This is a genomic window from Clostridium sp. HBUAS56010 (assembly GCF_007115105.1).
GTDB lineage: Bacteria > Bacillota > Clostridia > Lachnospirales > Lachnospiraceae > Lacrimispora.
The window spans coordinates 1-26,890 of the sequence record NZ_SULJ01000017.1 but is presented as its reverse complement, the minus strand read 5'-3'; the positions used below and the strand labels follow the sequence as shown (position 1 = coordinate 26,890).

Annotated in this window: 30 protein-coding genes and 1 tRNA gene; 26 read left to right on the top strand and 5 right to left on the bottom strand. The window is 39.7% G+C overall.

What is annotated here, in order from left to right; all coding sequences use genetic code 11:
• Window position 1 precedes the first annotated feature (1 nt).
• The 10 genes from FAY33_RS17930 (at window position 2) to FAY33_RS17885 (ending at window position 9,288) form a co-directional block, all read left to right on the top strand.
• A tRNA-Gln gene (locus tag FAY33_RS17930) sits at window positions 2-74 on the top strand.
• A gap of 175 nt (window positions 75-249) precedes the next feature.
• The gene (locus tag FAY33_RS17925) at window positions 250-975 is read left to right on the top strand and encodes an acyl-ACP thioesterase domain-containing protein (RefSeq protein ID WP_143322606.1); all 726 of its coding nucleotides are present in this window, start codon (window positions 250-252) and stop codon (window positions 973-975) included.
• Window position 976: 1 nt separating this feature from the next.
• Window positions 977-1,816 carry a S1-like domain-containing RNA-binding protein gene (locus FAY33_RS17920; protein WP_143322605.1) on the top strand — a complete coding sequence of 280 codons (840 nt, stop codon included), beginning with the start codon at window positions 977-979 and terminating at the stop codon, window positions 1,814-1,816.
• A 28-nt stretch (window positions 1,817-1,844) separates the two neighbouring features.
• Window positions 1,845-2,429 carry a class I SAM-dependent methyltransferase gene (locus tag FAY33_RS17915; protein ID WP_143322604.1) on the top strand — a complete coding sequence of 195 codons (585 nt, stop codon included), beginning with the start codon at window positions 1,845-1,847 and terminating at the stop codon, window positions 2,427-2,429.
• A 322-nt stretch (window positions 2,430-2,751) separates the two neighbouring features.
• A complete protein-coding gene (ugpC, locus tag FAY33_RS17910) occupies window positions 2,752-3,864 on the top strand; it encodes a sn-glycerol-3-phosphate ABC transporter ATP-binding protein UgpC (RefSeq protein ID WP_143322603.1) in 1,113 nt (370 codons plus the stop codon).
• A 103-nt stretch (window positions 3,865-3,967) separates the two neighbouring features.
• Window positions 3,968-5,056 (top strand): helix-turn-helix domain-containing protein, encoded by a 1,089-nt coding sequence (locus tag FAY33_RS17905; RefSeq protein WP_143322602.1) that lies wholly within the window; start codon window positions 3,968-3,970, stop codon window positions 5,054-5,056.
• A 111-nt stretch (window positions 5,057-5,167) separates the two neighbouring features.
• Window positions 5,168-5,854, top strand: a complete 687-nt coding sequence (gene ftsE, locus FAY33_RS17900) for a cell division ATP-binding protein FtsE (RefSeq protein WP_143322601.1) — start codon at window positions 5,168-5,170, stop codon at window positions 5,852-5,854.
• A complete protein-coding gene (gene ftsX / locus FAY33_RS17895; protein WP_143322600.1) occupies window positions 5,844-6,752 on the top strand; it encodes a permease-like cell division protein FtsX in 909 nt (302 codons plus the stop codon). Before ftsE ends, ftsX begins: the two co-directional genes overlap by 11 nt.
• A 12-nt stretch (window positions 6,753-6,764) precedes the next feature.
• The gene (locus FAY33_RS17890; RefSeq protein WP_143322599.1) at window positions 6,765-7,967 is read left to right on the top strand and encodes a M23 family metallopeptidase; all 1,203 of its coding nucleotides are present in this window, start codon (window positions 6,765-6,767) and stop codon (window positions 7,965-7,967) included.
• Window positions 7,968-7,989: 22 nt separating this feature from the next.
• Complete coding sequence (locus FAY33_RS17885; protein WP_143322598.1) at window positions 7,990-9,288, top strand: S41 family peptidase; 1,299 nt, start codon at window positions 7,990-7,992, stop codon at window positions 9,286-9,288.
• Between the two features lie 72 nt (window positions 9,289-9,360).
• Here the strand turns inward: FAY33_RS17885 and FAY33_RS17880 are convergent, their stop codons facing one another.
• Window positions 9,361-10,386, bottom strand: a complete 1,026-nt coding sequence (locus tag FAY33_RS17880) for an aminotransferase class I/II-fold pyridoxal phosphate-dependent enzyme (RefSeq protein ID WP_143322597.1) — start codon at window positions 10,384-10,386, stop codon at window positions 9,361-9,363.
• A gap of 228 nt (window positions 10,387-10,614) precedes the next feature.
• Between FAY33_RS17880 and uvrB the strand changes: the two genes are divergently transcribed.
• The 5 genes from uvrB (at window position 10,615) to FAY33_RS17855 (ending at window position 16,140) form a co-directional block, all read left to right on the top strand.
• Window positions 10,615-12,597, top strand: a complete 1,983-nt coding sequence (gene uvrB / locus FAY33_RS17875; protein WP_143322596.1) for an excinuclease ABC subunit UvrB — start codon at window positions 10,615-10,617, stop codon at window positions 12,595-12,597.
• A gap of 106 nt (window positions 12,598-12,703) precedes the next feature.
• The gene (locus FAY33_RS17870; RefSeq protein ID WP_143322595.1) at window positions 12,704-12,946 is read left to right on the top strand and encodes a FeoA domain-containing protein; all 243 of its coding nucleotides are present in this window, start codon (window positions 12,704-12,706) and stop codon (window positions 12,944-12,946) included.
• On the top strand, window positions 12,930-14,939 hold the full coding sequence (feoB, locus tag FAY33_RS17865) for a ferrous iron transport protein B (RefSeq protein WP_143322594.1): 2,010 nt from the start codon (window positions 12,930-12,932) through the stop codon (window positions 14,937-14,939). The genes FAY33_RS17870 and feoB overlap by 17 nt, the downstream gene beginning before the upstream one ends.
• A gap of 11 nt (window positions 14,940-14,950) precedes the next feature.
• Window positions 14,951-15,724 carry a threonine/serine exporter family protein gene (locus tag FAY33_RS17860; RefSeq protein WP_143322593.1) on the top strand — a complete coding sequence of 258 codons (774 nt, stop codon included), beginning with the start codon at window positions 14,951-14,953 and terminating at the stop codon, window positions 15,722-15,724.
• Window positions 15,721-16,140 (top strand): threonine/serine exporter family protein, encoded by a 420-nt coding sequence (locus FAY33_RS17855; protein ID WP_143322592.1) that lies wholly within the window; start codon window positions 15,721-15,723, stop codon window positions 16,138-16,140. The genes FAY33_RS17860 and FAY33_RS17855 overlap by 4 nt, the downstream gene beginning before the upstream one ends.
• Here FAY33_RS17855 and FAY33_RS17850 read toward each other — a convergent pair.
• Window positions 16,100-17,068, bottom strand: a complete 969-nt coding sequence (locus tag FAY33_RS17850) for a DUF5688 family protein (protein WP_143322591.1) — start codon at window positions 17,066-17,068, stop codon at window positions 16,100-16,102. The two genes, FAY33_RS17855 and FAY33_RS17850, sit on opposite strands and share 41 nt — an antisense overlap.
• Window positions 17,069-17,415: 347 nt before the next feature.
• Here FAY33_RS17850 and FAY33_RS17845 point away from each other — a divergent pair, with 347 nt between their 5' ends.
• Window positions 17,416-17,661: a hypothetical protein gene (locus FAY33_RS17845; protein ID WP_143322590.1), complete on the top strand. Its 246-nt coding sequence runs from the start codon at window positions 17,416-17,418 to the stop codon at window positions 17,659-17,661.
• A gap of 303 nt (window positions 17,662-17,964) precedes the next feature.
• On the opposite strand, the gene FAY33_RS17840 is transcribed toward FAY33_RS17845, so the two are convergent.
• Entirely contained in the window at window positions 17,965-19,134 is a 1,170-nt protein-coding gene (locus FAY33_RS17840) for an MFS transporter (protein ID WP_143322589.1), read from the bottom strand.
• A gap of 214 nt (window positions 19,135-19,348) precedes the next feature.
• Between FAY33_RS17840 and FAY33_RS17835 the strand changes: the two genes are divergently transcribed.
• The 5 genes from FAY33_RS17835 (at window position 19,349) to FAY33_RS17815 (ending at window position 23,509) form a co-directional block, all read left to right on the top strand.
• Entirely contained in the window at window positions 19,349-20,410 is a 1,062-nt protein-coding gene (locus tag FAY33_RS17835) for an iron-siderophore ABC transporter substrate-binding protein (RefSeq protein ID WP_143322588.1), read from the top strand.
• Entirely contained in the window at window positions 20,407-21,405 is a 999-nt protein-coding gene (locus FAY33_RS17830; protein WP_143322587.1) for an iron ABC transporter permease, read from the top strand. The genes FAY33_RS17835 and FAY33_RS17830 overlap by 4 nt, the downstream gene beginning before the upstream one ends.
• Complete coding sequence (locus FAY33_RS17825; protein ID WP_143322586.1) at window positions 21,402-22,436, top strand: iron ABC transporter permease; 1,035 nt, start codon at window positions 21,402-21,404, stop codon at window positions 22,434-22,436. Before FAY33_RS17830 ends, FAY33_RS17825 begins: the two co-directional genes overlap by 4 nt.
• Window positions 22,433-23,236: an ABC transporter ATP-binding protein gene (locus tag FAY33_RS17820; protein ID WP_143322585.1), complete on the top strand. Its 804-nt coding sequence runs from the start codon at window positions 22,433-22,435 to the stop codon at window positions 23,234-23,236. The genes FAY33_RS17825 and FAY33_RS17820 overlap by 4 nt, the downstream gene beginning before the upstream one ends.
• A gap of 72 nt (window positions 23,237-23,308) precedes the next feature.
• Window positions 23,309-23,509: a YcxB family protein gene (locus FAY33_RS17815; protein ID WP_143322584.1), complete on the top strand. Its 201-nt coding sequence runs from the start codon at window positions 23,309-23,311 to the stop codon at window positions 23,507-23,509.
• 167 nt (window positions 23,510-23,676) lie between these two features.
• On the opposite strand, the gene FAY33_RS17810 is transcribed toward FAY33_RS17815, so the two are convergent.
• Both FAY33_RS17810 and FAY33_RS17805 read right to left on the bottom strand, forming a co-directional pair.
• Window positions 23,677-23,961 carry a DUF2442 domain-containing protein gene (locus tag FAY33_RS17810; protein ID WP_143322583.1) on the bottom strand — a complete coding sequence of 95 codons (285 nt, stop codon included), beginning with the start codon at window positions 23,959-23,961 and terminating at the stop codon, window positions 23,677-23,679.
• A gap of 11 nt (window positions 23,962-23,972) precedes the next feature.
• Window positions 23,973-24,233 carry a DUF4160 domain-containing protein gene (locus FAY33_RS17805; protein WP_143322582.1) on the bottom strand — a complete coding sequence of 87 codons (261 nt, stop codon included), beginning with the start codon at window positions 24,231-24,233 and terminating at the stop codon, window positions 23,973-23,975.
• Between the two features lie 234 nt (window positions 24,234-24,467).
• Here FAY33_RS17805 and FAY33_RS17800 point away from each other — a divergent pair, with 234 nt between their 5' ends.
• The 5 genes from FAY33_RS17800 to FAY33_RS19630 all read left to right on the top strand — a co-directional run bounded on the left by FAY33_RS17800 (window position 24,468) and on the right by FAY33_RS19630 (window position 26,623).
• Entirely contained in the window at window positions 24,468-24,686 is a 219-nt protein-coding gene (locus FAY33_RS17800) for a hypothetical protein (protein ID WP_143322581.1), read from the top strand.
• A 181-nt stretch (window positions 24,687-24,867) separates the two neighbouring features.
• On the top strand, window positions 24,868-25,356 hold the full coding sequence (locus FAY33_RS17790; protein WP_143322580.1) for a hypothetical protein: 489 nt from the start codon (window positions 24,868-24,870) through the stop codon (window positions 25,354-25,356).
• Between the two features lie 245 nt (window positions 25,357-25,601).
• Window positions 25,602-25,814 (top strand): hypothetical protein, encoded by a 213-nt coding sequence (locus tag FAY33_RS17785; RefSeq protein ID WP_143322579.1) that lies wholly within the window; start codon window positions 25,602-25,604, stop codon window positions 25,812-25,814.
• Complete coding sequence (locus FAY33_RS17780; RefSeq protein ID WP_143322578.1) at window positions 25,814-26,332, top strand: hypothetical protein; 519 nt, start codon at window positions 25,814-25,816, stop codon at window positions 26,330-26,332. Before FAY33_RS17785 ends, FAY33_RS17780 begins: the two co-directional genes overlap by 1 nt.
• Window positions 26,333-26,464: 132 nt before the next feature.
• Window positions 26,465-26,623, top strand: coding sequence for a hypothetical protein (locus FAY33_RS19630; RefSeq protein ID WP_185967692.1), 159 nt, complete (start codon window positions 26,465-26,467; stop codon window positions 26,621-26,623).
• The last annotated feature ends 267 nt before the right edge of the window (window positions 26,624-26,890 follow it).

Below are 26,890 nucleotides of genomic sequence, written 5' to 3'. Positions count from 1 at the left end.
ATGGGCTATCGCCAAACGGTAAGGCAACGGACTCTGACTCCGTCATTTTCAAGGTTCGAATCCTTGTAGCCCAGTTTGTAAACGGAACCTGGTTGGGGTTCCTTTTTTTTGCTTATAAAAGACTGAGAGATGCGAAAAAAACTTTTTGATAGAATTTACTCAAGATGATGGTCTGGCTGTGTTTGGTTGGTCTGGACAAGAGCATAAAAATGTTTTATAATGTTATATAATTTTAAAGAGAGGTGTGAAATGTATAATTTCGGAAGCAGAGTCCGCTACAGTGAGACAGATGAATATGGAAAACTGACATTAACAGGTATTTTGAACTATCTCCAGGATTGTTCAACCTTCCAGTCAGAGGACAACGGGCTGGGTATTTCTTACTTAAACGAATCACACAAAGCATGGTGGCTTTCCTCCTGGCAGATCGTAGTGGATCGTTATCCAGCGCTGGGAGAAGAGATTGATGTCAGTACCTGGCCTTATGCTTTTAAGGGCTTTTACGGCTACCGGAATTTTACAATTTGTGATAAAAAGGGAAAGTACCTCGTCAGGGCAAATTCGGTATGGTTTCTGTTTGATACAGAAAAAGACCGCCCTGTGAAAATCCAGCCTGAAGATATCAGAGGATATGGAGTTGGGACGGAAGAGATGCTTTCCATGGAGTATGCTCCCCGTAAGATCCTGGTATCAGAAGATTATACAATTTCTGAACCGGTTATGGTCAGCAAACATCACATAGACACCAATCACCATGTGAATAATGCAAAATATGTAGAGATTGCCAGGGAAGTACTTCCGGCTGAATTGGAAGTAAAAGAACTGAGAGTGGAATATAAAAAGGCGGCAGTCTTTGGAGATGCAGTGTATCCCCGTATCAGTCCAACAAAGGAGGGCTATGTGGTATCCTTGTGTGACGGGGAAGGTTCAGCTTATGCGGTCGTATGGCTGCGTGGGACAACAGAGAGGAAGTAAGATGATTGAATTAGGTAAGATGCAGATCCTGGTTGTACAAAGGGTCAAAGATTTTGGTGTGTATCTGGGAGAAGAGGCGGAGGGAGATGTGTCTGTTCTTCTGCCTAAAAAGCAGGTGCCGGAGAATACTCAGCCAGGTGACAAAATAGAGGTCTTTATTTATAAGGATTCTGAAGACCGGCTGATTGCCACAACGGCAGAACCCAAACTTACGGTTGGAGAGACGGCAATGCTTCAAGTGAAAGAAGTAGGCAAAATTGGTGCATTTCTGGATATGGGGCTTGAAAAGGACCTGCTTCTTCCGTTTAAAGAGCAGACTCATAAGGTTCGCCAGGGGGAACAGGTTCTTGTTGCCCTGTACATTGATAAAAGTAAACGTCTGGCTGCGACCATGAGAGTATATTCTCATATGAGTAACCAGTCACCTTATAAAAAGGATGACCAGGTTAGCGGTACAATTTATGAAATTAATGAAACTCTGGGTGCTTTTGTAGCAGTGGATAATAAGTATTATGGTTTGATTCCGCAGAAAGAGTTTTATGCAGACTATCATGAGGGAGATCATGTAACTGCCAGAGTAATCAAGGTCAGAGAGGACGGAAAGCTGGATTTGAGCCCAAGACAGAAGTCGTATATCCAGATGGATGCGGATTCCGAAAAAGTGCTTGAAATCATTGAGAATCAGTTTGACGGCAGCCTTCCTTTTACAGATAAGGCGGACCCTGAAGTGATTAAACGGGAATTTTCCATGAGTAAAAACGCATTTAAGCGTGCGGTGGGACATTTATTAAAAGAGGGAAAAGTTAAAATTACAGAAAGCAGAATCGAAAAGATTAAATAGCGGGTAAGCGGATAACAGGAGGATTATTTTGGACTCGATAGACTATTATAATAAGTATGCAGCAAAGGAATTTGAAGAAACTGTGAACCAGGATATGTCGGAGATCATGAAAGATTTTACAGATCTTTTGAATGAGGGTGATACTATCCTGGATTTGGGCTGCGGATCAGGCAGAGACAGTCTGGTTTTTTATGACCTTGGGTATGATGTGACACCACTTGATGCGTCAGAAGAGATGTGTAAACTGGCAGAGATTCATACAGGTCTGGAAGTGCTTCAGATGACATATGAAGAGATGGATTTTGATAATGTTTTCCATGGAATCTGGGCATGCGCATCTTTACTTCATACTCCGAAAAAGGAACTGTCTGACATTCTTACAAAGATAGCAAGGGCCTTAAATGACAAGGGAATCCTTTATATGTCATATAAGCTTGGAGATTTTGAGGGGTTTCGGGGGGAACGCTATTTCACCGATTTCACACAGGACGGTATGTCTGAGCTTTTAAGGGATAATGGACGTTTTGAAATTGTGAAGCTATGGGAGACGGATGATATCCGTACTGGGCATTCTGACGTACGATGGTTGAATGTGCTTTTAAGAAAACGGTAAAATAACATAAATATATACAAGGTGGTGTCTGTAATTTCGACACCACCTTGTAATTTATTACTAAATATCAGGGAAAATATACATGTGCTATCGAATATAGACAGAAATGTTCAAGCCATTCTTTTGTTCTTTTGACGATTCAGTCACTTTTTTTGATGAATATACAAATTAGCCAAAAGGCCCAAAAGGATTTTGGTAAATAGCAATATGGTAAAAGAAATTTAATTCATGTATGATTATTTTAAGAAATGAGGGCCGTGGCTGTGGGGGCTGCAGGTTCTGACCAGAGAATATACATTATATTTTTAGGAGGATTAGTAAGATGGCTAGTTTATCATTAAAAAACATTGTTAAAAGATATCCAAATGGATTTGAAGCAGTTAAAGATTTTAACCTGGATGTCGCTGATAAAGAATTTGTTATTTTCGTAGGACCATCCGGTTGTGGTAAATCTACAACTCTTCGTATGATTGCAGGTCTGGAGGATATTTCTTCTGGTGAGCTTTATATCGACGGAAAGTTAGTAAACGACGTTGAACCAAAGGACAGAGATATTGCGATGGTATTCCAGAACTATGCTCTGTATCCACATATGACCGTGTATGATAACATGGCATTTGGTCTTAAACTGAGAAAAACTCCAAAGGAAGAGATTGATAAGCTGGTTCATGAAGCTGCAAGAATCCTTGATCTTGAGCATCTGTTAGACCGTAAGCCAAAGGCTTTATCCGGTGGACAGAGACAGCGTGTAGCGATGGGACGTGCCATTGTTCGTAATCCAAAAGTATTCTTAATGGATGAGCCGTTATCCAACCTTGATGCAAAGCTGAGAGGTCAGATGCGTATTGAAATCTCCAAGTTACATCAGAGACTTCAGGCAACCATCATCTACGTTACTCATGACCAGACAGAGGCTATGACTCTGGGGACCAGAATTGTAGTTATGAAAGATGGTGTTATCCAGCAGGTTGATTCTCCTCAGAACTTATACGACAAGCCAGACAATAAGTTTGTTGCTGGATTTATCGGTGCTCCTCAGATGAACCTGATTGAAGCAACCGTTGCTAAAAAAGGCAGTGATGTAATTCTTACATTCGGAGATAATTCCATTGCACTTCCAGAAGCAAAAGCTAAGAAGTTAGAAGCTGCTGGTTATGTTGGAAAGACTGTTGTATTAGGAATCCGTCCGGAAGATTTACATGATGAAGAAGCATTCCTTGTGTCTTCTCCTTCCAGTATTATTGATGCAACAATCCGAGTTTATGAGCTGTTAGGTGCAGAAGTTTACTTATACTTTGATGTTGCTGATGTAAACTTTACAGCAAGAGTAAATCCTCGTACAACTGCAAGACCAGGAGATACAATCAAACTTGCTCTTGATTTATCCAAAGTTCATGTATTTGATAAAGACACAGAACTGGTTATTTTAAACTAAATGACGCAAATTTTTAAGCAAGCGGGTATGATACTCGCTTGCTTTTTTTTTCTTTTTGCATTAATATAGAATAAGGTAAATTTACGAAAAAGGAGAATATGCCATGATTTCGAATCAAATACTTCAAACAACCATTGAAGGATTAAAAGGGATAACAAGAATTGATCTGTGTATTTGTGATACAGAAGGAAAGGTTTTGGCTACGACGTTTCCTGATGCGGAAGATTATGAAAGTTCTATCCTGGCGTTCGTGGATTCTCCGGCTGACAGCCAGGTAATCCAGGGATATCAGTTTTTCAAAGTGTTTGACGAACACCAGTTAGAATACATCCTCCTTGCTAAGGGAGGAAGCGATGATGTATATATGGTTGGCAAACTGGCTACTTTTCAGATTCAAAGCCTGTTAGTTGCATATAAAGAACGATTTGATAAAGATAATTTTATTAAGAATTTACTGCTTGATAATCTGCTTTTGGTAGATATCTACAACAGGGCGAAAAAACTTCATATTGAAACCAATATTAAAAGAGTTGTATTTATCATCGAAACCCAGCACGAAAAAGATGTAAATGCACTGGAGACAGTACGCAATTTATTTGCTGCTAAAACCAAGGACTTTGTTACTGCTGTTGATGAGAAGAATATCATTCTGGTTAAGGAAGTAAAAGATGGTGAAAGCTATGAGGAATTAGAGAAGACAGCAAATACAATTCTGGACATGCTCAATACAGAAGCCATGACTCAGGTTCATGTTGCGTTTGGTACCATTGTCAGTGAGATCAAGGAAGTGTCAAGATCTTATAAGGAAGCGAAGATGGCTATGGATGTAGGTAAGATATTCTATAGCAATAAGAATGTAGTAGCATACAGCAAGCTTGGAATTGGACGTTTGATTTATCAGCTTCCTCTGCCTTTATGCCGTATGTTTATTAAGGAGATCTTTGACGGAAAGTCTCCGGATGATTTTGATGAGGAGACATTGACCACGATCAATAAGTTTTTTGAGAACAGTTTAAATGTTTCTGAAACTTCCAGACAGCTTTATATCCATAGAAATACGCTGGTATACCGTCTGGATAAATTACAGAAGAGCACTGGTCTTGATCTTCGTGTATTTGAGGATGCCATAACATTTAAGATTGCTCTCATGGTAGTAAAATATATGAAGTATATGGAAAACCAGGATTATTAATATGGTTTTAAATGCAGGAAAAGGTCCTGTAGGATGTAAACTTTGATGAAGCAAAGAGCGATGCGCGTTTTCGATGCTAAAGTACAAAAAGCACAAGCATAGAGGAATGAAATGATAGAACTATGGAATGTAAGTAAAACATATGAGGCCGGTAATAAAGCACTTCGGAATGTGAGTATCACCGTAGGCGATGGAGAATTTGTCTTTATCATCGGCCGAAGCGGCTCAGGCAAGTCAACACTGCTAAAGATGCTGCTCAAAGAGGTAGAGCCGACATCCGGTAAGATTGTTGTCAATGATATGAATTTAAGCAAGATGCCCAGAAAGTTTGTTCCCAAGTACAGAAGAAAGCTGGGTATGATTTTTCAGGATTTCCGTTTGCTGAAAGACCGGAATGTTTATGAGAATGTAGCCTTTGCCCAACGGGTAATCGGTGCATCCACAAGAAGTATTAAAGAGTCAGTTCCCGCTGTGTTAAAAATGGTGGGACTTTCATCCAAATATAAGTTTTTCCCACAGCAGTTATCCGGAGGAGAGCAGCAGCGTGTGGCAATTGCCAGAGCTTTGATTAACCGCCCGGAGATTCTTCTTGCGGATGAACCTACAGGGAATCTGGATGGACACAATTCTATGGAAATCATGAAACTTCTAAATGAAATAAATAAACAGGGAACAACAGTGATCGTAGTCACCCATAGCCAGGAAATTGTGGATAGGATGAAAAAAAGGGTGATTGTGATGGACCGGGGAACCATCATGAGCGATGAGAAAAAAGGCGGTTATACATATGAGAATTAGTACTTTTTGGTATTGCCTAAAGCAGGGTGTTAATAATATATGCAGAAATATTTTGTTTTCCCTGGCATCAATTGCTACCGTTTCTGCCTGTATTTTTTTGTTCTGTTTGTTTTTTTCCATTGTCATTAATGTACAGCATGTCATTAAAAACACGGAAGGAACTGTGGGAATTACCGTGTTCTTTGAGGAAGGGCTGGATAAAAATAAAATCAAAGAAGTGGGAAACAAGATTAAAGCCAGAGAAGAAGTGAAGGAAGTAAAATTCATTTCAGCAGAAGATGCCTGGGAAGAGGCGAAAAAAGAGTATTTCGGAGATATGCAGGATCTGGCGGAAGGATTTGAAGCGGATAATCCTCTTGCCAACTCTTCTTCCTATACGATATTTTTAAAAGATCTGGTGGATCAGGATGAGATGGTGAGTTGGTTAAAAAGCCTTGATGGAGTCAGAAAGGTTAATTATTCCCAGACTGCTGCAGATGGAATGAATAGCCTGAATAAAGTGATAGGGGTTCTCTCCATGCTGATTATCGGAATTTTACTGGCGGTAGCCATATTCCTTATCAGCAATACCATTTCTGTTGCCGCAGCTTTCCGTAAGAATGAAAACAATATTATGAGGCTGATCGGTGCGACTGATTATATGATTCGTGCTCCCTTTGTTGTGGAGGGAATTATTATTGGTTTGATTGGAGCCTCTATTCCTCTTCTGGCGATCTATTTTCTTTACCGGTCTACGGTTGAGTATGTAGTGACCAAATTCAGTATTTTATCTGGACTTTTTCAGTTTCTTCCAGTAGAAGCCATTTTCCCGTATATGGCTGTGACAGCGTTGTCTTTAGGTCTTGGAATTGGTTTTTTTGTAAGTTTCTTTACCATTCGGAAACATTTAAAAGTATAAGAGGAATTGCCTATGAGATTAAACAAAAGGCTGTCTGCAGCAGGTCTTGTCTGTGTGATTACGATTTCATGTATATTTCCTTCTTATGGGACAAAGACTGAGGTTGACGAAGCAAAAGAAAAGGCATCTGCTCTGGAAGATGAGAAAAAGGAAGTTGAGACAACCTTAAAAGAATTGGAAGCTTTGAAACAGGATGCAGTGGGATATATCACGAAACTGGATGGAACTCTTGATTCTTTAAATAAACAATTGAATGCCCTTAAATCCCAGATCACTGAAAAAGAGGGAGAACGAAAGAAGGCGCAGGAAGATCTTAATGAAGCAAAGAAGGTAATGGATCTCCAGTACCGGAATATGAAATTGAGAATTCAATATATGTATGAAAAGGGTGAGACGAACTATATAGACTTATTATTTAAGTCAGGGGATCTCACCCAGCTTTTTAACCGTGCGGAATATATCAGGAGCATTGCTGCATATGATAGGAGAATGCTGGATATCTATGCAAAATCCAAGAATGAGGTTGAACAGCGGGAACAGATTCTTTTGGCGGAAACGGAAGAACTTAAGTCTTTTGAAGCGGCTGCCAGTGAAAGACGGCAGGAGGTTTCCCGGCTCTTGAAAGAAAAGGGTACAGAACTTGCCAATTATCAAGCGCAGATCAATGCGGGTGAGGGAAGTCTGGCTGAATTAGAAAAAGATATTGCTGCACAGGAAAAAAACATCAAAGTGATGGAAGCTGAGATCCGCAAAAAGGAGGAAGAAGCTCGAAAAGCGGCGGAGAAAGCAGGTAAAACGTATAATACGGTTGCGATAGGGAATATTAAATTCATGTGGCCCTGTCCTTCTTCTGCCAGAGTTACTTCTAATTTTGGTGACCGGGAATCGCCTACGGAAGGTGCTTCTTCCAATCACAAGGGAATCGACATCGGCGCTTCAACAGGAAGTGGGATTGTGGCAGCAGCCTCTGGTACGGTTACCATTTCTACATACAGTTATTCTGCCGGCAATTATATTATGATTCACCATGGCGGAGGTGTTTACACCGTATATATGCACTGTTCAGAATTGCTTGTTTCTGCTGGACAGGAAGTAACGCAAGGGCAGGTAATTGCAAAAGTGGGTTCTACCGGATATTCTACTGGACCGCACCTTCATTTCGGAATCAGAGTAGATGGTAAATATGTTAATCCGGCGAAATACGTTAGCCCATAATGAGCTAGATAGGAGAACAACAGTGGAGAATAAAAATAAATTTTGGAAAGGTGCGCTGGTCGGTGCCCTTTTAACTGCATTAGCAGGTCTGGTTATTGTTGGAATGTCTTTGGGTATTATGATGATTGGAAAGACTGCAATCAACAGAGACAGACAGGTTTCAGAAACGGCTCAGGCGGATAATCAACCCAAAAGCTTAGATATGAACCGGATTGCTTCCAAGATTCAGACAATACAGGCAATCGTTGATAAGTATTACCTTTTTGATGAGAATATGGTGGATGTGGAAGACTGGATTTACAAAGGAATGTTAAGCGGTCTGGGAGATCCATACACCGTTTATTATACATCGGATGAGTACACAAAACTGATGGAAGATACGTCTGGGGAATATTGCGGAATTGGTGTAATGGTTAGTCAGAATGCGGATACAGGGATCATTACAGTCACTAAAGTTTTTGAGGGTACCCCTGGAGCGGAAGCGGGAATTCTGCCTGGTGATCTGATTTATAAAGTAGGAAATGAAGAAGTGTCAGGGATGGATCTGGAACTTGTGGTAAAGGATCATATTAAGGGAGAAGAGGGAACTCCAGTGACCATTACCGTTCTCCGAAAAGATACAGGAAAATATATTGATATGACCATGGAACGCCGCCAGATTACCGTTCCGACCGTAGAGCATGAAATGCTTGCAGATAAGGTTGGATATATCTCCGTCAGCCAGTTTGATAATGTGACATCAGACCAGTTTAAGAGTGCTGTGGATGATCTGGAAAAGCAGGGAATGGAAAAACTTGTCATTGATTTACGGAACAATCCTGGTGGAGTGGTGGATGCTGTTGTTTCCATGCTTGATTATGTTCTTCCCGATGATCTGGTGATCAAAGGGGACCCAAATCTTGTAAGAAAGAAAAAAGATAAAACCCTTCTGGTATATATGGCTGATAAAAATGGCAAAGGCGAGCAGTATTACGCCTCTGACGGACACCAGATTGATGTGCCTATGGCAGTTTTGGTAAATGGACAGTCAGCCAGTGCTTCTGAAGTATTTTCTGGCGCATTGAAAGCTTATGGAAAAGCAAAGCTGGTAGGAACCAAGACCTTTGGTAAAGGGATTGTTCAGACTTTATTCCCTCTTGATAAAGGAACTGCCATTAAGATGACTGTAGCCCATTATTATACACCAAGTGGTTTTGATCTTCACGGAAAGGGATTAGAGCCTGATGTTTCTGTAGAACTGGATGAAAGTCTTAAATCCAAGATTAAAATTGAGCATAATGAGGATAATCAGCTTATAGAAGCAATTAAAGCCTTAAAATAACAACAAACAAAAACCCCCCTGTTATCAGTAAAGTAAGCATTGCTGATAACAGGGGGTTTTGTAAATAATAACTTATTGAAGTGCTTTTAAAGCTTTCACAAACTCAATACATGCCTCTTCCGTTGTTGCCCAGGAAGTTACCAGGCGAATAACGCTGTGTTCTTCATCAAACCGTTCCTGAATAGAGAAAAGGTAATCTTTTTTCAAAGCTGTAATAATCTTATCTGGAAAGATCGGAAAGATCTGATTGGTTACGGATTCCGAGAAAAAGGAGTAGCCGCATGATTCAATGCCTTGTCTTAGTATGGCTGACATTTCATTTGCATGGGATGCCAGATCAAAAAACAGATTGTTCTGAAATAGTTCTTCAAACTGAATTCCAATAAGCCAGCCTTTTGCCAGCATGGCACCTCTTTGCTTGATCATAAAGCGGAAATCAGGTTTAAGTGCAGGATTTAAAATAATCAGAGCTTCTCCGAATAAAGCACCTGCTTTCGTTGCGCCGATATAGAACACATCAGTAAGTCTTGCAATATCTTCTAAAGTCAGATCATTGGTCTGGCTGGTAAGAGCGGAACCCATGCGGGCACCATCCATAAATAAATACAGTTCTTTTTGGCGGCAGATATGGTGAATTGCTTCCAGTTCAGATTTGCTGTACTGGGTGCCAATCTCTGTAGAATTGGAGATGTAGACCATCTTTGGCTGCACCATATGTTCATCAGTATGATGTTCCAGGGCTTTTATAATATCAGCAGGGGTGAGTTTTCCATTGTCTGAAGGCATGGCAATAACTTTATGCCCGGTTGCTTCGATTGCACCAGTTTCATGAACGTTGATATGGCCTTTCTCAGTGCAGATAACTGCCTGCCATGGGCGAAGTGCTGCCCCGATGGTAATCAGGTTTGTCTGGGTCCCGCCTGTAATAAAATGTATATCTGCGTTTTCCTGTCTGATTTCCTGACGGATCAGCTGTGCTGCGTGGAGGCAGTGGCTGTCCAGCCCGTACCCGCTGTTTTGAATTAAATTTTCCTGAATCATAGCTTCCAGTATCTTTGGATGTGCACCTTCGCTGTAATCATTATTAAAGCTGTACATAATATATCCTCCTGCTGTTTGCGTGTATGAAAAGTATCATATAACAAATGGGTTTAAAATTCAATCTGTTTTGCACAAAGGAACAGTATAAACTTTTGGAACGGCTGCATAATGACGTGATCAGTTCTGGAGGAAAAAATTGTATAAGAACTGATGTTCTTTCTGGCTATACTTTTTGTTTGCGCTATGCTATAATTCTGATTAAGAGATTCTGGAGGTGAAAAATTAATGTTTAAATTACATTCCGAATATGAACCCACCGGCGACCAGCCGCAGGCAATAGAGAAACTGGTAAAGGGATTTGAAGAAGGAAACCAGTTTCAGACTTTATTAGGTGTTACTGGCTCCGGTAAGACCTTTACCATGGCAAATGTCATTGAAAAGATTCAAAAGCCAACTCTGATTATCGCCCATAATAAGACCCTTGCGGCCCAGTTGTATGGAGAATTTAAAGAGTTTTTTCCGGAAAATGCGGTGGAGTACTTTGTATCTTACTACGATTATTATCAGCCTGAGGCATATGTTCCGTCGACGGATACTTACATTGAAAAAGATTCTGCTATTAACGATGAAATAGATAAACTTCGTCATTCTGCAACAGCAGCACTTTCTGAACGTAAAGATGTGATTATTGTTGCATCGGTTTCCTGTATCTATGGACTTGGAAGCCCAATTGATTATAAGGAGATGGTGATTTCTTTAAGACCTGGAATGATAAAAGACCGGGATGAGATGATTCACAAGCTGATTGAGATTCAGTATAGCAGAAATGATATGGATTTCCGAAGAGGAACGTTCCGGGTCAGAGGCGATGTGGTAGAGATATATCCATCTTATTCTGGCAGCGAAGCATTCCGGATTGAATTTTTCGGAGATGAGGTAGATCGAATTACAGAGATTGATTCTCTGACTGGAGAGATTCGTGCAGAACTGGGGCATGTGGCTATTTTTCCAGCATCCCACTACGTTGTTTCAAGAGACAAGTTAGAGAATGCAGCCCAGGCTATTTTAGAGGAACTGAAGGGGCAGGTGGAGTATTTTAAAAGTGAGGACAAACTTTTAGAGGCTCAGAGAATTGCAGAGCGGACAAATTTTGATGTGGAGATGATGAAAGAGACTGGATTTTGTTCCGGAATTGAGAACTACTCCAGGCATTTAACAGGAGGAAAGGAAGGAGAGCCGCCCTTTACCCTGATTGATTATTTTCCCGATGATTTTCTTATTATTGTAGATGAGTCCCATATTACACTTCCTCAGGTCAGAGGAATGTATGCAGGCGACAGATCCAGAAAGACAACGTTAGTTAATTTTGGTTTCCGGCTTCCATCAGCCCTGGATAACAGACCGCTGAATTTTCCGGAGTTTGAATCAAAGATCAATCAGATGATGTTTGTATCTGCAACACCATCGGTTTATGAAGAAGAACACGAATTAATGCGGGTGGAACAGATTATACGGCCAACGGGGCTTCTTGATCCCCAGATTGAGGTAAGACCCGTAGAAGGCCAGATTGATGATCTGGTTTCAGAAGTGAACAAAGAGATAGAAAAGAAGAACAAGGTTCTGATTACTACGCTGACGAAGCGCATGGCGGAGGACCTGACAGATTATATGAGAGATGTGGGAATCCGGATAAAATACCTTCACTCCGATATCGACACTCTGGAGCGTTCTGAGATTATCAGGGATATGCGTCTTGATGTGTTTGATGTTCTGGTTGGAATTAACCTTTTAAGAGAGGGGCTGGATATTCCGGAGATCACATTGGTGGCAATTCTTGATGCAGATAAGGAAGGATTTCTCCGTTCAGAGACATCTTTGATTCAGACCATCGGACGAGCTGCCAGGAATTCAGAGGGGCATGTAATCATGTATGCAGATCATGTTACGGATTCCATGCGCATGGCAATGGAAGAAACCAACAGAAGGCGTGCCATTCAGCAAAAATATAACGAAGAACATGGAATTACACCTACGACTATAAAAAAAGCAGTCAGGGATCTGATTGCCATTTCCAAAGCAGCGATAGAGGAAGACAAAGGATTTAAGAAAGATCCGGAGTCTATGGATAAAAAAGAACTGGAAAAGCTTGCCAAGGAACTGACAAAGAAGATGCACCAGGCAGCGGCAGAATTGAATTTCGAAGAGGCTGCCAGGCTGCGTGACCGTATGGTTATAATTAAAAAAATGCTGCAGGAGATTGATGAGTAAAGAATAATAATAATGGACAGGCAGGTGGCATTGACATTCAGACACGGTGATAGTAAACTTTCATTAAATTCAATGGCTGGAATTAGCTGTTTCCAAAGGAGAGAAATTGAAACTTTGTGAAGGAGAGATCGGAAAGACTTACATTGTATACCGTGTAATGCTGAGAGATGATATAGCGAGGCGGCTGGAAGCTCTTGGAATCATTGAGCTTACTTCTGTAACTCTGATGAATAAAAAAGCGGGAGGTACTGTAATTATTAAAGTAAGAGATACCAGACTTGCGTTGGGAAAAAGCATATCAGAGGGAATAGAAATAAGGGAGGCCGCCAGTAATGAAGGGAGACGATAGAGAGATCCGTGTTGGTTTTGTAGGAAATCCTAATTGTGGGAAGACCACATTATTTAATGCGGTTACAGGTTCCAGATTAAAGGTGGCAAACTGGCCGGGAGTAACGGTTGAGCGGATAGAAGGTAATGCCGTTTATGAAGGCTGTCTGTTAAGAGTGGTGGATACACCTGGTATTTATAGCCTTACCAGTTATACGATAGAGGAAAAGGTAACAAGAGCGTGTCTGGAGGAGGGAGAAGTTGATATCATTGTCAATGTGTTAGATGCCTCCTCTCTGGAACGCAACTTATACCTGACTCTTCAACTGTTGGAATTTGGCATACCAGTGATACTGGCACTTAATATGATGGATCTGGTGGGAGCAAAAGGAATTACCATTGATATTGACTCTCTTTCAAAACGGCTTGGAGGAATACCTGTAATACCGGTTAGTGCAAGAGAAAAAACAGGAATTACAAGTCTTCTTCATGCGGTTGTTTCCTGTGAGATGGAACAGTCTTATAAGGTGGTGGTTCCGTATACTCCCAGAATTGAGAGCCGGATTTCTAAAATAGAAAAGATTCTAAAATCCAGCGGCAGATTCCTAAACAATCCAAGGTGGTATGCAGTTAAGCTTCTGGAACAGGATTCCAGGATTATACATGACAGTTCCATAGATTTTAGTAATGTAATTGATCAGAATTATGAGAAAGAGATAATCAATCAGAAATATGAGTACATAGAAAAGAGCATAAAGGAGTGTGTGAAAAGCAGTCAGGAACGATATGGGTTTACGGACAGGATTGACCGGTACATGACTCACCCGTTTTTTGGCATAGTCCTTTTTCTTGGAATCATGGCTCTGGTATTTTTCTTTACTTTTGTTATAGGAGATTTTCTAAAAGAGTATTTTGAGGCAGCACTGGCTGGAATTTCTTCATATATGAATTATATAATGAAAACTGTTCACGCTTCGCCCTGGCTGATCTCCCTAGTGGTTGACGGAGTGATAGCAGGTGTAGGAGGAATTCTCACTTTTCTACCCAATATTTTTATTTTATTTCTGTTTCTTGCATTTCTGGAAGACAGCGGTTATATGGCAAGGGTTGCATATGTGATGGACGAGATTATGGGAAAAGTAGGATTATCTGGAAAAGCCTTTTTGCCTATGATCCTTGGATTTGGCTGTACGGTTCCGGCTGTCATGGCTGCAAGGGCACTTCCAAGTGAAAGGGACAGAAAGAGGACGATTCTGATTACTCCTTTTATGTCCTGCTCTGCAAAGCTTCCTATCTATGTTTTGTTTTCAGGAATGTTTTTTCCACGCCATGGGTTAGGGATAGCTTATTCTTTATATCTGATTGGTCTTCTGACTGCAATCGGGGTTGCATATGTAACCCGCCGGATTGATGGATATGGGGAAGGGGATGCCCTGTTGATTGAATTACCGGAATATAAAATGCCGGACGGGAAAACAGTGGCTTTATATGTGTGGGATAAAATAAAAGATTATCTGGATAAAGCGGGAACTACTATCTTTCTTGCTTCCATGATCCTGTGGTTTTTGCTCAATCAAGGTCCTTTGGGTTTAGCTTCTGATCCGTCAGAAAGCTTTGCAGCAATGTTTGGCAGAGGTCTTGTTCCTGTTCTTGCTCCAGCAGGGCTGGGAGATTGGAGGATTGCGGTGGCGTTGATCTCCGGACTTTCTGCCAAAGAGGTAGTGGTTTCCAGTTTTTCGGTTTTATTTGGAATTGGCAATGTGAATTCCGCATCCGGAATGAGAGAACTGATGAAAGGTCTGGGAGGTTTTGGCTTTGGCAGTTTGAATGCTTACGCTTTCATGATTTTCTGTCTGCTTTATTCGCCTTGTATCGCTGCTGTAGCAACCATAAAAAAAGAAACCGGCTCAGTGATTTGGACGGCTGGATTGATATTATTTCAGCTTTTACTGGCATGGCTGGCGTCCGTATTTGTATTTCAGACCGGAACCCTGATACTTACTTTGTTACGTTGAGGAATAAATGAATGAATGATAAACTGCTTGTGGAAACTGCAGTGCTGGCTGGTGAGATTATGTTAATAAGCGGTGCAGAGATATTTCGGGTAGAAGATACCATTTACCATATTTTAAGAAAAGCAGGCAGAGACACAGCAGAGGCGATTGTCTTTTCTACTGGAATATTTGCGTCTTTAAATGATCCCTCTATTGAGGCCATTACGATAGCGAGGAGAGTGACAGGAAGAGCAACTAATTTAAACAGGGTATATCTGGTTAATGATGTGTCCAGGAAGCTCTGTGAAGACCGTATGACAGTGGAGGAGGCATATCAGACCTTGAAGGAGATACGCCATACTCTTCAGTATGGAAAGTGGCTGAAATATGGAGGAATTGTAGGGATCGCTGTTTTCTTCACTCTTTTGTTAGGAGGAAAGGGGAAGGAGTGTCTGGCAGCCGCCCTGACCGGAGCAGTCCTTTCCGGTGCAATGGGACTGTCTGCCCGTTTTCGTTTAAACGATTTTTGTTCCAATGGAATCTGTGCATGTCTGATTGCGGTTACTGCTTTGGCAGCAGGGCAATGGCTGCTGCCGGGAATGAAACCTGATGTTGTGATAATAGGTGCCATTATGCCATTAGTCCCTGGGGTAATATTCACCACAGCAATCAGAGATACATTAAATGGAGATTATGCTTCCGGTACGGCAAGGATGATGGAGGCAGTTGTGATTGCTCTTGCTGTGGCAGCAGGAGTAGGGGCAGGAATGGGACTCTTTCAATGGCTGAATGGAGGATTCTCATGATTATACAGACAATTGGTGCATTTTTAGCAGTAATCAGCTTCTCATTGATTTTAGAAATTCCGAAGAAATATGTAATTTTGGCTGGGGGGATTGGTGCAGCAGGCTGGCTGGTCTATCTTCTTGTCGCCGCAGCATCAGGATCTGTCATTGCTGCGGCTTTTTTATCCACATTGCTGGTTGCCTTAGCCAGTCATATATCGGCAAGGGTATTTAAGGCTCCTGTAACTGTATTTCTCGTAGCGGGAATTCTGCCGTCAGTGCCTGGGGCTTCTATCTATCGGAGTGTATCTTATGTAATCAGTAATAATCCGGAACTTTCCAGTTATTATCTTCTGCAGACGTTACAGATATCAGGTGCGATTGCCATGGCAATCTTTATAATGGATTCTTTGTTCCGATTGGTGCAGAAGAAGTAAATGCGACGGTTAACTGGTCTTTGGCTTTTGAATAGAAATAGATATGATTAGACAGACGGTCTTCTTCTGGAACTTCTTCCTGATTGATGGAGAAGACGGTTTCCGCCAGTTCGCTGATGGAGATATTCTGGGTGTGGGGGATAATGAGGACTTCGTGGATGCTGGAGGGCAGGATTATTAAATCACTGTCTGAGCAGAAAGCGAAGTCTTTTAATATTCCTTCATAAAACATACATGCGGCTCCCTGGATTCCTGCTGAATTGGTGAGAACATACATGGGTGGGGAAAGAGGAATGTCATCAAAGAATTCAAATAGTTCCTCCTCTTTGACTTCATGAGTGAAGGATTTTTGTGCAATCTCTTTTATAACTTCAGAAAGAGAGCGGATGCTTGCTGGAAACAGGCGGGGAGTATTGACTTTTGCGGCTTCATGCAGATCCTCTGTGGTTAGATTCCATGTCTTTAAATGATTGTTATGTATAAGAGCTGTCAGAAGATTATCCTCGGTGTTTTTCATAGACAGGCAGAATACAAGGCATAGATCCAGATTTTGATAGGATATGTGGGGGATATCAGATAATAGATCGTGATTGGCGGATTGGTTTATAAGACGATAGATGATCTTTGATTTTATATGGTCTTTTGCAGTCAGTTCTTCCAGATGAATATGGTCAGGGAGTTTATTTGTTTGATAAACCAAAAGAATATCTTTGATGATTTCTTTTATGGAAATTCCGTCTTGAAAGGATTTATAAAATTGATTCAGATAGATGGTAGGAGCGGCGTTTTCTCCTGTTTTACAGATAGAGATGCCATCGAGAATGAGCCCGTTATTCTTAGAAATAGATTGAAGGGTCAAATGATAGTCTGATCCAAGATGTTCCTGCAGGGAGTGTTTGATAGTTTCAAGAAATGTGTCGTATACCATGAAGTATACCTCCTTAGATGTGATGTGTATAAACCTGATATCTGGATTAAACTTAGATATCAAAGTTCTATTCGTAGAAATGAAATTGTAGAATAAAATATATATCATATAGAAATGATTTTGGAGATGATTGGTAAACCTATTATAGCGGAGTTGGGAGAAAATAACAATCATTATTTCTTCTAATTTTTTTGTTCTAATTCAGAATTATTTATCCATATAATTTTATAGATATAAATAAATATAAAAAAGTACAGTTACAAAATAATGGAGAAAATGGGTAAAATTAACGCAAATTAACAAGTTTCCATGGTATACTTATTATAAAAATACAGGAGGATAAAATTATGAGTAAGAAAGTTTCTTGTTATGTTAAGGGTATTTTCATTTGCCTGTTTTCAATGATAGGTGCTGCATGGATCGTGAGTATTGGAAGCGAAACTTCTTTCCTTATAATTTTTGCGGGATTTTTCCTGATGGGAGTAGGTCTTCTTATAAGAGGATATCGGACAATGGCTGCTAAGAAGGAAGAGTTTGTAGCTGGAATTATTAATCTGAATGGAAAACGGAAGCTGCACGAAGTGGAAGAATAAAAAGAATATAGATTATTTTATAAAAAACGTCTTGAGATGATTAATTTCGTCCTCTCAAGACGTTTTTTCATGCTCTGTAAAAAAACAAAAAAGATAAAAGTCAGGCACTATAAAGCGCAGACTGCCATATGTTAAGGGTAAAAGCCTATTTCTGATACCCTGCACCTGCTTTGCAGAACAGCCACAAAGGAAGGTTATGGATGGTGGTCAGTAGCAAAGTTTCATTCATATATTTTATATAGAGCAACTTTTTATTATCACCTTTGGTGTTCCCATATATAAAAGAATTTATTTACAGGAAAATCAGGAGTGACGGCGGACAGCGTTGATTCGGTTTAAAAATATTATTAATAGAACGGTAATTGCAGATAATATTCCGCCTCCGATTCCGATGGAGAAAAGTCCGTAATGATCAAAAATAGAGCTGCCGATGAATGATCCCAGTGATATTCCAAAGTTAAAAAAGATGGAATTGAACGAGGAGGCAAGAACCATGGAACCTGGATATTCGTCTGCAACTGTGAGATAGTGCATTTGAATCGGAGAGTTTAATAGATACATGGTGATTCCAAGTGCCATTACCACAATTGTTCCACTGATCTGATTTCTCAAAAATATAGAAAGTCCAAAAAGAATGAGTGCCTGAATCAGAAAGAATACAGGCATTTTTTTAAGCCCATTTTTCTGTGCAATAAGACCGGACATCAGATTGCTTATGATGGTAGTAAAACCGTAAGCAAATAAAAGCAGGCTTACCATGTGAGTATTGTAACCGAGTGCATCTGATAAAATGGGGCGAAGGTAGGTATAGAAAACATAGATGCCTCCTCCCCCAAACATAGGTAGAAGTACACCCACCATAATTCTTTTGTCTTTTAGAAACTGTATCTGGCTGGCTCCTTTGCCCTTTGTATTGGTAGAAACCTTTGGCAGGATCACTATCATGAGAAGAAGAACCGCAAGGCTCATAACTGCAATTGTAAAAAATGCGTAATTCCAACTGGTAACGGAACTAATCCATGCTCCGATTGGGACGCCAAATACAGAAGCAATACTAAATCCGGAAAAGATCAGAGATATAATATTGGCTTTTTTCTCAGGTGGGGCAATGATACTGCCAAAGGTAAGACCTAAGGAGATCATGGGCCCAGAAACAATTGCAGTGATGATTCTTGACATATACAAGGTGGAATAATCATGGGAAACAAAACTCATAAAGTTTCCTAAAATAAAGATTACAGTCAATATTAATAATGAGTAATAGTGACTGAATTTCCCTAGAAATGTTGTGATGAAGGGGGTACCAATTGCATAAATCAAACCAAAGACGGTTACTAATGTACCGATCTTTGAAAGGGGAACATTAAGATCTGCGGCAATGTCCGATAAAACGCCAACAATAATAAATTCACTGGAACCCAAAATAAAACTAAGAAGAACCAATACCAATGTGCATATTTTATACTGTTTCAATTTCTTATCCTCTTTTCAAAGAATTATGACAAATATTAAGTATTTTATTCCATTCATTCAAAAAAGTATAGAGTAATATATCACATAATTTATCCCCTTAAAAAGACATGTTTTTATTACTTTTTCTCCTGCTTGACAAAGTGCTCCTGGTTTGATAACCTTAACATTGGTTAGTATGGACTAACAATACGAGCAAATAGTTGAGGAGTGCATTATGAGATTAAAAAATTGGAGTATAGTTTTAAGTGTTACAGTCGCAATGGCATTAACTGCGTGTGTTGGAAAAGCAACGGAAAATACCACAAATGCTCAGAATGAATCAGAAAAAACAGAGACAACTGCTGAGAAAAGCGAGGCGGATTCCGCTGGTCCTATTACCATTCAACATGCTTTCGGAGAAACGGTTATAAACAAGAAACCAGAGAGAATTGCCTCTATTGCATGGGGAAACCAGGATACCATACTGGCATTGGGCGTGACTCCTGTAGGAGTGTCAGAGGCTAACTTTGGAGTGGATGATGGCAGCGGGATTCTTCCATGGACAGCAGAAGGATTTAAAAAGCTTGGAATAGATAACCCGGTTCTTTTCCACGATACAGATGGAATTGATTATGAAGCAATCAGTGATGTTCAGCCAGACGTGATTCTTGCAGCATATTCCGGAATTACACAAGAACAGTATGATTTGCTCAGCGAGATCGCACCGGTTGTGGCATATCCCCAAAAGGCATGGCAGACTTCCTGGAGGGAACAGATTCTTCTTGATTCGGAAGGTATGGGAATGAAGACAGAGGGAGAGACATTGGTTCGTGACTTAGAAACACTTATCGAGGATAAAAAATCTGCATATCCACAGATAAAAGGAAAAACCGGAGCATTTTTTTATGTGAATGCCTCTGATTTAGGCAAATTTTATGTCTACCTTCCAGCAGATCCCCGTGCATCCTATCTTACAGATCTTGGTTTGAAGTTCCCGGAAAGTGTTAGTAATCTTTCTAAGGATTCTGATACTTTCTCCATTACCATTAGTGCGGAAAATGCAGATGCTTTAAATGATATTGACGTGATTGTGGCTTATGGAAGCAAAGACCTTTTACCAGCGTTACAGGCAGATCCTTTGCTTGGAACCATTCCGGCAGTTGCAAGGGGTTCTGTGGTGCTAATTGACAGTGGAACACCTTTGGCAGCATCTGGAACACCCAGTGCTTTGTCAATTCCCGCAACAATTGATGAGTATTTAAAACTGATCGGAGAGGCAGCAGATAAGGTGCAATGAAAGCAGGAAAAAAATTATTTTTAATTCTGGGTGCCTGTCTTGGGCTGATTTTTACGGCATTTGCTTCTTTTGCATTTGGTTCCAGAAATGTGGGAATTGTTGAAGTAATAAATGCCTTAATCGGACAAGGCGGCGGATCTTTTAACTATCTTGTTATAAGAGAACGAATCCCAAGAACGGTGTTCAGTATGATAGCCGGAGCATCTCTTGGAGTATCGGGGGCATTGATGCAGGCAGTTACCCGTAATCCCATTGCAGATCCCAGTATTCTTGGGGTCAATACGGGAGCATCCCTGTTTGTTGTCAGTGGAATTGCATTTTTCCATATCAGCACTGCCAGCCAGTACATATGGTTTGCAATGGCAGGAGCCGCTTTAACCGCAGTTGTAGTATATCGAATTGGTTCTCTGGGAGCCGGCGGGGCAACGCCTATTAAGCTTGCCCTTGCCGGTGCGGCAATCAGTGCCGCCTTATCTTCCCTTGTAAGTGCTGTGATTTTGCCCAGATCAAATGTAATGGATTCCTACCGTTTCTGGCAGGTAGGGAGTGTCAGTGGAGCAACCTGGGCAGGAATTTTATCTGTTTTGCCTTTTATCATTATTGGGCTGATTATCGGAGTTTTATCTTCTTCGTCTCTGGATGCTCTGGCACTTGGTGATGATGTGGCAACCGGACAGGGCGTGAATACCGCGCTTGTAAGGGGGGTAAGTGCTTTTGCAGGCGTTCTTTTATGCGGAGCAACCACGGCTCTTGCAGGTCCCATCGGTTTTGTGGGACTAATGATTCCTCATACGATGCGGCTGCTCTGTGGTTCCAATATGAGATCTATTATTCCGATGTCTGCAGTAGGAGGAGCAATTTTACTCACTGTTTCTGATATTATCGGAAGAATGATTGGCAGACCAGGAGAATTGGAAGCCGGTATTATTACTGCCTTTTTTGGGGCACCTGTGCTGATTTGGATAGCAATGAGAGTGAAGGTGCGTTCATTATGAGAAAAAATCAGATTACTACAGTGGAGGCCGGATTTTATAAGCGGAAAATCAGATATAGAACGGTAAGTATAATTTTGCTTATATTGACTATTTTTTTATGCGGAGCCATGCTGTATCTGGGTAACATAAAATATTCCCCGGCCATGATTGTGAGAGTCCTTCTTGGGGAAGAGATAAAAGGTGCTTCTTTTGCGGTGGGAACCATCAGACTTCCGAGGCTTTTGTGCGGGCTGTTGACTGGTCTTGCTTTTGGAATGGCAGGAAATACGTTTCAGATTATGCTCCGAAATCCACTTGCAAGTCCGGATATTATTGGGGTTACTTCTGGAGCGAGTGTTGCAGCCGTCTTTTGCATTCTCATACTGAGAGTCAGCGGAAGCATTGTTTCCATATCAGCCGTTTTATCGGGGATTGCAGTGGCTGCCATGATTTATGCCTTAGCCAGAGGCGGCGGTTTCTCCGGAGGACGTCTGATCTTAATTGGAATCGGAATACAGGCAATGTTAAATGCAGTAGTTTCTTTTTTGATCTTACGTGGAAATGAACATGATGTGGCATCGGCTTTAAGGTGGCTTAGAGGAAGTTTAAATGGGATGCAGATGAAGGATGTTCCAGCACTGCTTGGAATTGTGATCCTTTGCGGAGGTGTTCAGATTTTATTTGGAAGACAGTTGAAGATTCTGGAACTGGGAGATCAGTCAGCCATTACATTAGGCTTAAATGCGGATCAGACCAGATTGATTCTTGTAATCAGTGCTGTATTTTTAGTTGCTTATGCAACGGCTGTAACTGGTCCGATTTCTTTTGTGGCTTTTCTTGCCGGTCCAATTGCCGGACGGTTATTAGGAGCAGGAGCCCCTAACATTCTGCCTTCCGGGCTGACTGGGGCAATCTTAGTCCTTTCTTCTGATTTAATCGGGCAGTATGGATTTGGAACCAAGTTTCCGGTAGGTGTGGTTACAGGAATTCTGGGAGCACCGTATCTGATCTATCTGCTGGTTAGAATGAATAAAAGCGGAGGAGGAGCATGAAACAAACACATGTATTTTCGGCAGAAAAACTAATTGCCGGCTATGAAAAAAAGATTATTATCAATGGAATTGATGTGGTGATACCGGAAAATAAAATCAGCGTTATTATCGGTTCCAATGCCTGCGGCAAATCCACTCTTTTAAAAACCCTTGCCAGATTAATTCGCCCTGAGTCAGGACAAGTTTGCATGGATGGGAAAGAGATCAGTTCTTTTCCGCCAAAGCAGTTGGCTAAAATCCTTGGTTTACTGCCGCAGTCTCCTGTTGTTCCAGAAGGAATCAGCGTGTCTGATCTGGTGTCCAGAGGCCGCTATCCTTATCAGAGCTTTTTAAAAGGATTAAGCAGACAGGATTTTGAAGCAGTAGAGGAAGCATTAGAGATTATGGGAATCACTGAATTGGCGGATCGAAGTGTGGACGAACTTTCCGGCGGTCAGCGTCAGAGGGTCTGGATTGCCATGGCGTTGGCACAGCAGACGGATATTCTCCTTCTGGATGAGCCGACAACTTATTTAGATATTACTTATCAGATTGAAATTCTTGATTTACTGACTGATTTAAACAAGAAAAAGAAGACCACCATTGTTATGGTGCTTCACGATATTAACTTGTCTGCCCGTTATGCAGATTATATCTTCGCAGTAAAGAAAGGCGATTTAATTGCACAGGGAGAACCTTCTGCTGTTATATCTGAGGATTTAATTAAAAATGTATTTGGTCTTGATTGTGCAGTGATTAAGGATCCAGTGTCGGGTTCACCGTTTATAGTACCAAAAGGGCGTTATCATGTTTTGAACTAAAATGATCTTGTATTGCCGGGGGAGAGATATTCCTCTGGCAGTAGGAGGTCTTTTTTTATAGAAGCACAACGAATGATGATTATGTATGAGAAAGCAGAAGTTGATACTATTGTAGAATTTTGTGATGTAATTAGGTTAACGACTGAGGGCAGAAGTCAAAGGGAAATATCATATAATCATGTTATCGGGTATAAAGAAACAAAAAGGCTTCTTGTTCTTATTTTAGGTGGAAAAATGCTAATTCCTATTTCTAAAGATGGTTTTATAGAATAAGTTTTTAATATAAGCCTTTTTGAAGAATTTAGTTTAAACTTACATATGATCACTTACAAGCCGAATAAAGCGTTTCACGATGACTGGAAAGTAAAGAAAGACGGTTGAAATGACCGCCTTTTTAATACCCATTTTCCAATTTGTGTTTGCAATATTCTTATATATTTTTATGCAATTAAATGATTAATGGATTCCAATTCATAAAGTGCGAAGGGGTCAAGATCAATACATTCACTTGGATTTCGATCTCCTGATAAATCCCATGCTAAAGTATCATTTAATACAGTACATGTGTTTTTGAATATCTGAATATCTTGCAGAGGTTTAAAGACTTCACCTTGTAAGAGACCTGTTGCATCATATTCAACGATCTTGCCGTTATCAAAGAATATTTGTACATGAAAGTTGTCTAGCGGTATCACTTGTACGACGACAGGAAAGTAATCCTGCATATGAACACCTCCTATACTAAAGGGTTGATTCTATTAAGTGGTTTTTGATCTTTTGATAATTCCCAGTTTTGCATTAATTCGTCTTGATGAATTGTACACCATGCAAGTATTAAACGTAACTGTTTATTTGGTAAAGATCCTTTTATAACTTGTATATTAATAATATCTACCAATGCTTTACTTCCATTGTACTCGGCGTGGAAGTGTGGTGGAGTATGGTCGTTATAGTACATTGTTATGCGTATACCATAGAATAATGATATTTCTGGCATATTATCACCGTCCTTTCCTATATTATACCATGATAAGATTGTGATATGCAAGATAGAGTAAAAGCGCTAAAAATCCTTTTTTATCTGAATTGATTATCTAATAACGCAGTGTAATACTAAATATGTACAAAAACAAGTGTACAAAACAAATTGAACAACAAATGGGGTTGTGATAGTATTTATTTAATAATATGTTCGTATATGGCAGTAAAAGAATTAAATGGGGCGGATTGTATGAAAAGAGCATCAACGGAAATTGAAATAAAAGAATGTCCGCTTTGTCACAGCCATATAAATATTTTTGAGATGTATTGTAAATGCGGGTATGAGTTCGAGGGGATCGTTGTACAAATCCTGAGTGCAGAGAACCATGTGGAGATTTTACAAGTTTATGCCCAGATTGTGAAAGTAAAAATTAAAATGATTAACAGAGTGATGGAGATGTTGATTTAGGTAAATTTGATCAAAGGGTTGGCGGCAAAACCGCTTATAAAGAAAAAGGTGGCTGGACGATTGATAAAGACAAATCAGGTCATGGAGAGAGTAAATGGAAACTGAAAGATAAACAAAATAATAGAGTTGCCTCATTAGGAGAAAATGGTGAGGTATTAAGGGATTAAAGAGGTTTATTTTTATGTATAAAGTAATTGAAAATCTTCAAGATTTAGATGAGTATTATTATATTGATTTTATTCCATATGAAACATCGGACGTGCATTTTTTGGAATTGGAGGAATATTTCGAAACCTCTTATCTTCCTTTGTATGCAGAAAAAATATCCCGTATTGCGTTGAAGTTGATTTATTTCTATCAATGCGAGATTTATCTAACTGAATCTTCAATACCTGATAATCTGGAACAAGAGATTTCTTTTAACGTAAATATTAGAAACACTTCTCCTGATAAATTAGCGAATATAATAAAGCAAATTGTATCAATGGATTTTTCTTCGGTACAGATTCTATTTTCAGAGCCTCATTTTCTTGTGAGTATTGATGGTGGATTTTCGGTTAGTTTTTACGAACCAACTGATGAAGTTGTTCTATTATTACAGAAGTTGGTTTCCCAAGAAGGATTATTTTTGAAATATAGAAATTCTACTGGTGAAAGAATGTTAAAGTAATATAAGCTCATTTTTTTGCTAAATATAAAAGTAAGATACCGAGAAATGTGTATGAAGCATTGATGAAGTATGAGTTGAAACCATATTGATGACTTGACGTATACTCCTATGGCAAAACGCATAAGATATTATATTAACTGTTGATTTGCAACTGAAAATATGCTCTTCTTACAATACATTATGTAATGTGAATTATTGTGGAGTGCTATACCCAGTTGTGGAAAAGTGATGACTGAGGTGGTATAATGAATGAAGAAAACAGGAAAGGAGAAATTAATATGAATGCGTCTGTAATGAAACCAAGTAAAAATTTACCATATGCAACTACTAAGTCATTAACAAGAACACCAGCAACAAGGGAAAATAGAGAGATGATTGAATACATGGATTCTCACAATTTCTCCATCAGTGTAGATAAAAATACAATGACGATAAAAACCAGAGCTGAGAAAAAATAATGAATATTGAAAAATATACACAACAATATTTGTTTTTAACAGAAGAATTTGATTGTGGTAATTTTGTTATCAATAATTTTTTGAAAAGTAGTGATGCCTTGGATGAAAATCAGGGCATCACTTATATTATGCTGTCTGATGAGAAAAATTATATTATTGGCTATTATAATATATCCGTTGGAAGAGAGAAATTATATAAACCAATGGGTGGATCTGTAAATATTAATTATTTGGCAATTCATTCCAAGTTTCAGCGAACACAAATGTCAGAGTACAATGGTAAAAAAGTTTATTTAGGAGATTACATATTACGAGATTGTGAAAAAAGAGTTTTAAGATTAAGAAATGAGATAGGGATTGCTTTCGTTACTCTTAATTCCACGAAAGAAGGTTATCCTTTATATCATGAAAGAAATAGTTATGAAGACTTTGATATAGATATGAGCAATTTTGTTGAAGAAAGTGATAACTCAGGATATAAGCTTTATAAATGGGTAGATGATATAATTGGAGCATGAGGCATATCGGATAAAAATATCTGATGTGCCTGTTTTTTTACATTTTCCCCAATATTTTAAGCTATTGAAAGTAATTAGTTTTCTAATATATGGTATATTTTAATTATTGATGAATAATAGGGAGTAGTTTATTTGACACAGGAAGAAATATTAAAATATGCCTTTAAAAATTGGGTGATTAATTTACAAGAAATTTCTCAAAAGGCTAATATTGAGCTAATGGAGAAAGTTGATGAGGTTCATAAGTATAAAATCACCAAATTGAACGGGAAGAACGATCAGCGTTGGTAGACTTATGTCTTAGATTCCAGAAAAAGAATGGAAGAAGTTTTTAAGAAAGTACGGTAGATGGAGGATATGTATCAGAACGTAATATACTCAGAACATATAAAAATGTTCTTGGTACAGTGGGAGAAGAAGATTACACAATCCATGCGCTTAGACACACATTTGCTTCAAGACTGTTAAAGAGTGGGATAGAGATTAGTGTTGTCAGCAAACTCTTAGGACACGCCGATATTAACACCACATACAGTACATATATTCACGTTCTAAATG